This window comes from uncultured Planktosalinus sp., assembly GCF_963973675.1.
Classification (GTDB): domain Bacteria; phylum Bacteroidota; class Bacteroidia; order Flavobacteriales; family Flavobacteriaceae; genus Planktosalinus.
This window is the reverse complement of sequence record NZ_CAXBAN010000124.1, coordinates 1-6,999: the sequence shown is the minus strand read 5'-3', so window position 1 is coordinate 6,999 and position 6,999 is coordinate 1. Positions and strand designations below refer to the sequence as shown.

The window sequence follows — 6,999 nt, the reverse complement described above, 5'->3', positions numbered from 1 at the left end:
TTACAGTTCCATACCCGCCTCTTGCACACCAGATGGCTTTGATGTTTGGATTGTCGAGCATCTTTTGTAAATCGCTTTCGCGAAAAGCATCATTTCCCGCAAACTGGTTTTCTTCTGCGCCAATGGTTTCCCCAATTACCGCTTCCAATCCCCAGGACTCCAATAAATCTATAGCCGGTTGTATTTCAGTTTTTGAAATTTTTCGGGCTGTTGAAACGATGGCTACAGCATCTCCTTTTTTAAGATTCGGAATTGAAATCATGATACTTTTATTTCTTAGTCTGCAAAATAAAGAATTTCTCCTTGTGAATCCTTATTTTTGTTGCGTCAAATACACAAAAACTTATGGTTACTCCCAAACGCTACACCATCACGGCAGCCTTGCCTTATACAAACGGCCCCATTCACATTGGCCACCTGGCAGGGGTTTATGTCCCTTCAGATATTTATGCACGCTATTTGCGCCTCCAGGGTAAAGATGTCGCTTTTATCTGCGGAAGCGATGAACACGGTGTGGCGATTTCCATGAAAGCCAAAAAAGAAGGTATCTCTCCTCAGGAAGTGATTGATAAATACCACAACATCATCAAACAATCTTTTGTTGACTTCGGGATTACATTTGACAATTATTCCCGCACTTCGGCAAAAATTCATCACGATACAGCTTCAGAATTCTTTAAAAAACTTTTTAAGGACGGGAAATTCATCGAGGAAGTCACAGAACAACTTTATGATCCCAAAGCAGACCAATTTCTCGCAGACCGTTTTGTCACCGGAACCTGCCCCAAATGCGGCCATGATGAGGCTTATGGCGACCAATGTGAAAAATGCGGCTCCTCGCTCAATGCAACCGATTTAATCAACCCAAAATCGACCATTAGCGGTGCAGTTCCAATATTAAAAAAAACCAAACACTGGTTCCTCCCTTTGGAAAACTATGAAGACTTCTTAAAACAATGGATACTCGTTGACCACAAAAAAGACTGGAAACCCAACGTTTATGGACAGGTAAAATCTTGGATTGATGATGGGCTGCGCCCCAGAGCGGTAACGCGCGATCTGGATTGGGGCATACCCGTTCCCGTGGAAGGCGCTGAAGGAAAAGTACTTTATGTCTGGTTTGATGCTCCCATAGGGTATATCTCGTCCACTAAAGAATGGGCCGCCCGGGAAGGGAAAGACTGGGAACCCTATTGGAAAAGTAATGATACCAAACTGGTTCACTTTATTGGTAAAGACAACATTGTTTTTCACTGTGTGATTTTTCCGGCCATGCTCAAGGCAGAAGGCAGCTATATCCTGCCAGAAAATGTGCCCGCCAACGAATTCCTGAACCTGGAAGGCAATAAACTTTCTACCTCCAAAAACTGGGCAGTTTGGTTGCATGAATATCTGGAAGACTTCCCCGGGCAACAAGACGTCTTGCGTTACACACTAACAGCAACTGCCCCTGAAACTAAAGACAACGATTTTACCTGGAAAGACTTTCAGGCGCGCAACAATAATGAGTTGGTGGCCATTTTTGGAAACTTCATCAACCGTGTGGCGGTATTGACTCATAAATATTATGAAGGCCACGTGCCACAACCTTCCGAATTAAGGGAAATTGATACCCAAACCCTCAATGAAATGAAAGCCTATCCGGCAGTGATTGGCAGCTCCATTGAGCGCTACCGTTTTCGCGAAGCGCAAGGTGAATTGATGAACCTGGCACGTCTGGGGAACAAATACCTGGCTGATGAAGAACCCTGGAAAACCATCAAAACCGATGAAGAACGCACCAAAACCGTGATGTATGTCGCCTTGCAAATCGCCTCGGCGCTGGCCGTTTTAAGTGAACCCTTTATTCCGTTTACTTCAAGAAAATTAAAAACCATTTTAAACTATAATGCTGAAAGCTGGGGTACTTTGAAACCTTTGGAAACCGGTCATCAAATCGGGGAGTCCGCACTGCTCTTCTCAAAAATTGAAGACGAGCAAATCCAACAACAATTAGACAAACTGGAAGCGACCAAAGCTTCTAATAAAACAGAAAAAACCACTACTGAAAAACCAAAACTCATGCCACAAAAAGAGACGATACAATTTGATGATTTTACCAAACTCGATATGCGCGTTGGCACCATCATCGAAGCAGAGAAAATGCCCAAAGCAGACAAACTACTGGTGCTAAAAGTTGATACCGGACTGGATGTGCGCACTGTGGTTTCAGGAATAGCAGAAAGCTTTATCCCGGAAGAAATCATCGGGAAACAAGTCACCATACTTATCAATTTAGCACCCCGAAAACTACGTGGCGTTGAAAGCCAGGGAATGATTTTAATGACTGAAAATGCTGAAGGTAAACTGGTTTTCCTGAATCCTGACGTTGATGGTGTCGGTAATGGTATGACGATTAATTAAAAATTGGACAATTTAATTTTCTCCCGCAGATTTTCGCGTATATTTTCATTGGTATTTCTGCGCACATCTGCGATATCTAGGGGCTAATCTTTTAGTAATCAATTACAAAATCACCCATGGAGCAACTCCTCCACTACATCTCCCAAAACACCCAACTGCCCCCTGGCAGTATAAAAAACACCGTTCAGTTATTGAATGAAGACTGCACCATTCCCTTTATTGCCCGTTACCGCAAGGAACGCACAGGCAACCTTGACGAAGTGCAAATTGGTGACATCGTTCAGTTTAAAGAACAATTTGAAGCCCTCGAAAAACGTAAAGCCACTATATTAAAAGCGCTCGAAGAACAAGACGTTTTAACGTCAGAGTTGCAATTGGCTATTGAAAATACCACCCACCTCAACACCCTTGAAGACCTCTACCTTCCCTTCAAAAAAAGCCGAAAAACCAAAGCCGAAACCGCCCGTAAAAACGGACTGGAACCCCTCGCCAAAATCATCATGGCACAAAATGCCACTGACCTTGAGCCCATAGCGCAAAAATATGTGAAAGGCGAAATCGCTTCAGCAGAAGATGCTTTGGAAGGTGCCAGACACATCATCGCTGAATGGGTCAATGAGCGCACAGACATTAGAAACACTTTGCGGAAACAATTAGAAAACTTTGCACTTATCACCTGCAAAGTAGCAAAAGACAAAACTGAAGACGAAAAAGCCCAGAAATACCGTGACTACTTTCAATGGGAAGAAGCGTTAAAAACGTGTCCCTCACACCGCTTGCTCGCTATTTTGCGCGCAGAAACCGAAGGATTTATCAAAGTAAAAATCGAAATTGACGAGGAAAAAGCACTTTCAGCCATTGAAAGAAGGATTCTCAAATCGCAAAATGAATGTGCAGACCAGATTGAATTGGCTATCAAAGACAGTTTCAAACGTTTGCTTTTCCCGGCCTTGTCAAACGAGCGGCTCAATGCTGCCAAAGAAGCTGCTGACGAAACGGCTATTCAGGTTTTTGCCAAAAACCTACAGCAGCTGTTGCTAGGCGCGCCCTTGGGTGAAAAGCGCATTATGGCCATTGACCCTGGTTTTAGAACAGGTTGTAAACTGGTGTGTCTGGATGCACAAGGCAACTTAAAGCACAACGAGACCATTTTTCCGCACGCACCACAAAATGATGAAAAGGGAGCCATCAAAAAGATCAGTTCGCTGGCAGATGCCCATAAAATTGAAGCCATTGCCATTGGTAATGGAACCGCTTCCCGCGAAACGGAACGACTTATCAGAAAAATCCAGTTTAAAAACAGCATACAGGTTTTTGTGGTGAGTGAAGCGGGTGCTTCTATTTATTCGGCTTCCAAGATTGCACGTGAAGAATTTCCCAATTATGATGTCACTGTGCGGGGTGCCGTTTCCATTGGGAGGCGTCTTGCCGATCCACTTGCAGAATTGGTTAAAATCGAGCCCAAATCCATTGGCGTGGGTCAATACCAGCACGATGTGGATCAAACAAAATTGAAAACAGCACTTGACCGTGTGGTGGAACGTTGCGTCAATTCTGTGGGAGTGAATATCAATACCGCTAGCCCTTCTTTATTAGCCTATGTCTCAGGCGTGGGACCCAAACTGGCTGAAAATATTTTCGCTTATCGCGAAAAGAATGGTCCTTTTAATTCACGAGAAGAAATAAAAAGTGTACCGCGCCTGGGCGGAAAAGCCTTTGAACAAAGCGGCGGATTTTTACGCATCAAAAACGGTAAGAATCCCTTGGACAACTCGGCTGTGCATCCTGAAAGGTATGGCTTGGTCAAGCAAATCGCTAAGGATTTAAAAATGGATGTTTCAGATTTAATTGGAAATACGGAGGTTTTAAAAAGTATCCCAAAAGAAAAGTATATAAGTGAGAATGTGGGGCTCCTCACCTTGGAAGACATCATCAACGAACTTGAAAAACCGGGACTCGACACCCGCGAGCAGGCTAAAGTGTTTACTTTTAACCAAAACATAAAAACCATAACCGACCTAAAGGAAGGACAATTACTGCCAGGTATTGTTAACAACATTACTAATTTTGGATGTTTTGTGGACATCGGCATTAAAGAAAGCGGGTTGATACACATCTCCAACCTCGCTGATGGTTTTGTAAGTGATGTAAATGCCCACGTGAGTTTACACCAGCAAATAGTTGTTAAGGTACTCGATGTGGATGTGGAACGAAAACGGATACAGTTGAAGCTGCATAAGTTGTAAATAGCACGCGGATGATGCGGATTAAGTAAATTTTTTGTCGTGTACTAAAAATATAAAATGCTCAAAATAGCTTATCATCATAGTTACAAACACCCGCTACCGGAAGGGCACCGTTTCCCGATGGACAAATATGAATTGATTCCTCAGCAGCTATTGCACGAGGGAACTTGTGCTTCCAATAATTTTTTTGAGCCTCAAGTTGCCGATGAAGCCCATATCCTTGCGGTACATACCCAAGACTATATTAACGACTTAAAAAACCAGACCTTAAGCAAAAGTGCTGCGCGAAAAATAGGGTTTCCGTTAAGTGAACCTTTGCTAAAAAGGGAAAGCATCATCACACAGGGAACCATTCTGGCCAGTGAATTTGCTTTGAAATATGGCATCGCTATGAACATTGCCGGTGGCACACACCACGCATATAGCAATCGCGGGGAAGGGTTTTGCTTATACAACGACCAGGCGATTGGCGCCCGGTATTTGCAAAAAAATGGTCTCGCCAAAAAAATCCTTATTGTCGATCTTGATGTGCATCAGGGCAACGGTACTGCCGAAATCTTTAAAAATGATCCTTTGGTATTTACTTTTTCTATGCACGGTGCCGGTAATTATCCGTTTCAAAAAGAAGAATCAGACCTGGATATAGGTTTGGGGGATGGCACGGGAGATGCTGAGTACTTAAAAATCCTTAAAGAAACCCTTCCAAGGTTGATTGAAGAACAACAGCCCGATTTTATTTATTATTTGTGTGGCGTGGATATTTTGGAAAGTGACAAACTTGGCAGGCTGGGCTGCACCTTAGCAGGTTGCAAAGAACGCGACCGTTATGTATTAAAAACCTGCCAGGATCATAAAATTCCTGTAATGTGCAGTATGGGTGGTGGCTACTCACCGGACCTTAAAATTATTGTAGAAGCGCATGCCAATACGTACAGGCTGGCACAGGAGATTTATTTTTGGTAGAGTCTGTGTCTATCTCTTAAAATTTTCATTAATTTTTTTTATAACTCTTCTGCAAACCTTATCTTTATAAAAATGAGAAAAAAAACACCCCAAAAATACCAGTATTTTATATCAACCTCAATGTTTTTTTTCCTATTTTTTATTTGCATCAATTTTTCCTTTTCAAAACCTATGAACGATACTAACTTTTTAAAAAATAAAGTAATCCCTGAATCCATACTAAAAGAAGTTACCATTGCCTTATCTCATTACCCGGAACTGGCTGATACACCTATCGAATTTAAATTCAAAACTAATATCAAAAAATCATTTATGCAGGCACAGCCCAGGTTTATGGATGTTTTTAAAAATAAGAAAAAGAGGGCTTATTTTGTAATGATGAGTGAAAGTGTAACCATAGAAGGAGAAGTTTTCACTGTAGCTGAAGTTCCAACAGATGTGCTAATTGGCTGGATTGGACATGAATTGGGGCATATTATGGACTACAGGGAGCGCAGTGGATTTAATATGATTGTATTTGGTGTTCGGTATTTATTTTCTAACGGTTTCATAAAAGAAGCTGAAAGAACGGCGGATACCTTTGCTGTAAATCATGGTATGGGAAATTACATTCTGGCAACTAAAGATTTTATACTTAACCATAGCAGTCTTTCTGATAACTACAAAAACCGAATAAAAAGCTTATATATGTCCCCTGAGGAAATAATGGTGCTTGTAGATGAACTTAACAAAATAGAAGTAAATTAATTGCCGTTGAGTTGTGCTTTTACAAATGCTTCCCACTCTGAAAACTTTTCTTCATTCATGACTTTTTCCATCTTGACCTGTCCTCCTTTTTTCTTATTAGCTGCATTCCACTCATAGAAAACACTTGGTGGGATGGTTTTTACTTTGACACCTTTTAGCGCTTTTGACCGAGCTACTTTGTAGTTTTTGTTAGCGTTTTTCAGGGCAGTATCCAAAGCTTGAGCCACTTTCTCATTTTTAAGTTTCTTTTTTGCACCCAAATACCAAGAATGGTAAAACTCCCCATCTATTCTGATGGCAGCCAATGTAAATTCAGGGATTTCTGTACAAAATTTTCGTTCCAGTTCCCTCACGGCATCGTTCATTTTATTGACCGAAAGTTGCGAACCCACCACGTTTAAAAAGAATTTTGTCCTGCCGGTAATCCTGACTTCTTGCCTGCTCACATCGGTGAACGCTATGGTATCCCCTATCAGATATCGCCAAGCTCCTGAAACCGTACTGATAATAATAATGTAATCTTCATTTTCCTTTACTTCTGCAAGTGTTAGAGCAGGCGCATCTTCTGTGATGGACCCGTCTGGCTTGATGTATTCCGGCTTGAACGGTACAAACTCAAAGTAAATCCCGTTGTCAACTA

6 protein-coding genes are annotated in these 6,999 nt (G+C 41.9%); 4 read left to right on the top strand and 2 right to left on the bottom strand.

All coding sequences use genetic code 11. From position 1 onward, the window contains the following. The coding region (locus AACY61_RS06465; protein WP_339610763.1) for an LD-carboxypeptidase at positions 1-262 on the bottom strand (262 nt) is incomplete at its 3' end. A gap of 83 nt (positions 263-345) precedes the next feature. On the opposite strand from AACY61_RS06465, the gene metG reads away from it, so the two are divergent. The 4 genes from metG (at position 346) to AACY61_RS06445 (ending at position 6,359) form a co-directional block, all read left to right on the top strand. Beyond that, positions 346-2,403 (top strand): methionine--tRNA ligase, encoded by a 2,058-nt coding sequence (gene metG, locus AACY61_RS06460; protein ID WP_339610762.1) that lies wholly within the window; start codon positions 346-348, stop codon positions 2,401-2,403. Positions 2,404-2,519: 116 nt separating this feature from the next. Then, complete coding sequence (locus tag AACY61_RS06455; RefSeq protein ID WP_339610761.1) at positions 2,520-4,649, top strand: Tex family protein; 2,130 nt, start codon at positions 2,520-2,522, stop codon at positions 4,647-4,649. A gap of 57 nt (positions 4,650-4,706) precedes the next feature. After that, positions 4,707-5,612 (top strand): histone deacetylase, encoded by a 906-nt coding sequence (locus AACY61_RS06450; protein ID WP_339610760.1) that lies wholly within the window; start codon positions 4,707-4,709, stop codon positions 5,610-5,612. A gap of 171 nt (positions 5,613-5,783) precedes the next feature. Further along, positions 5,784-6,359 (top strand): hypothetical protein, encoded by a 576-nt coding sequence (locus AACY61_RS06445; protein WP_339610759.1) that lies wholly within the window; start codon positions 5,784-5,786, stop codon positions 6,357-6,359. Here AACY61_RS06445 and AACY61_RS06440 read toward each other — a convergent pair. Then, positions 6,356-6,999, bottom strand: a 644-nt coding sequence (locus AACY61_RS06440) for a GH3 auxin-responsive promoter family protein (protein WP_339610758.1), incomplete at its 5' end; no start/stop codon positions are given. The genes AACY61_RS06445 and AACY61_RS06440 overlap by 4 nt on opposite strands.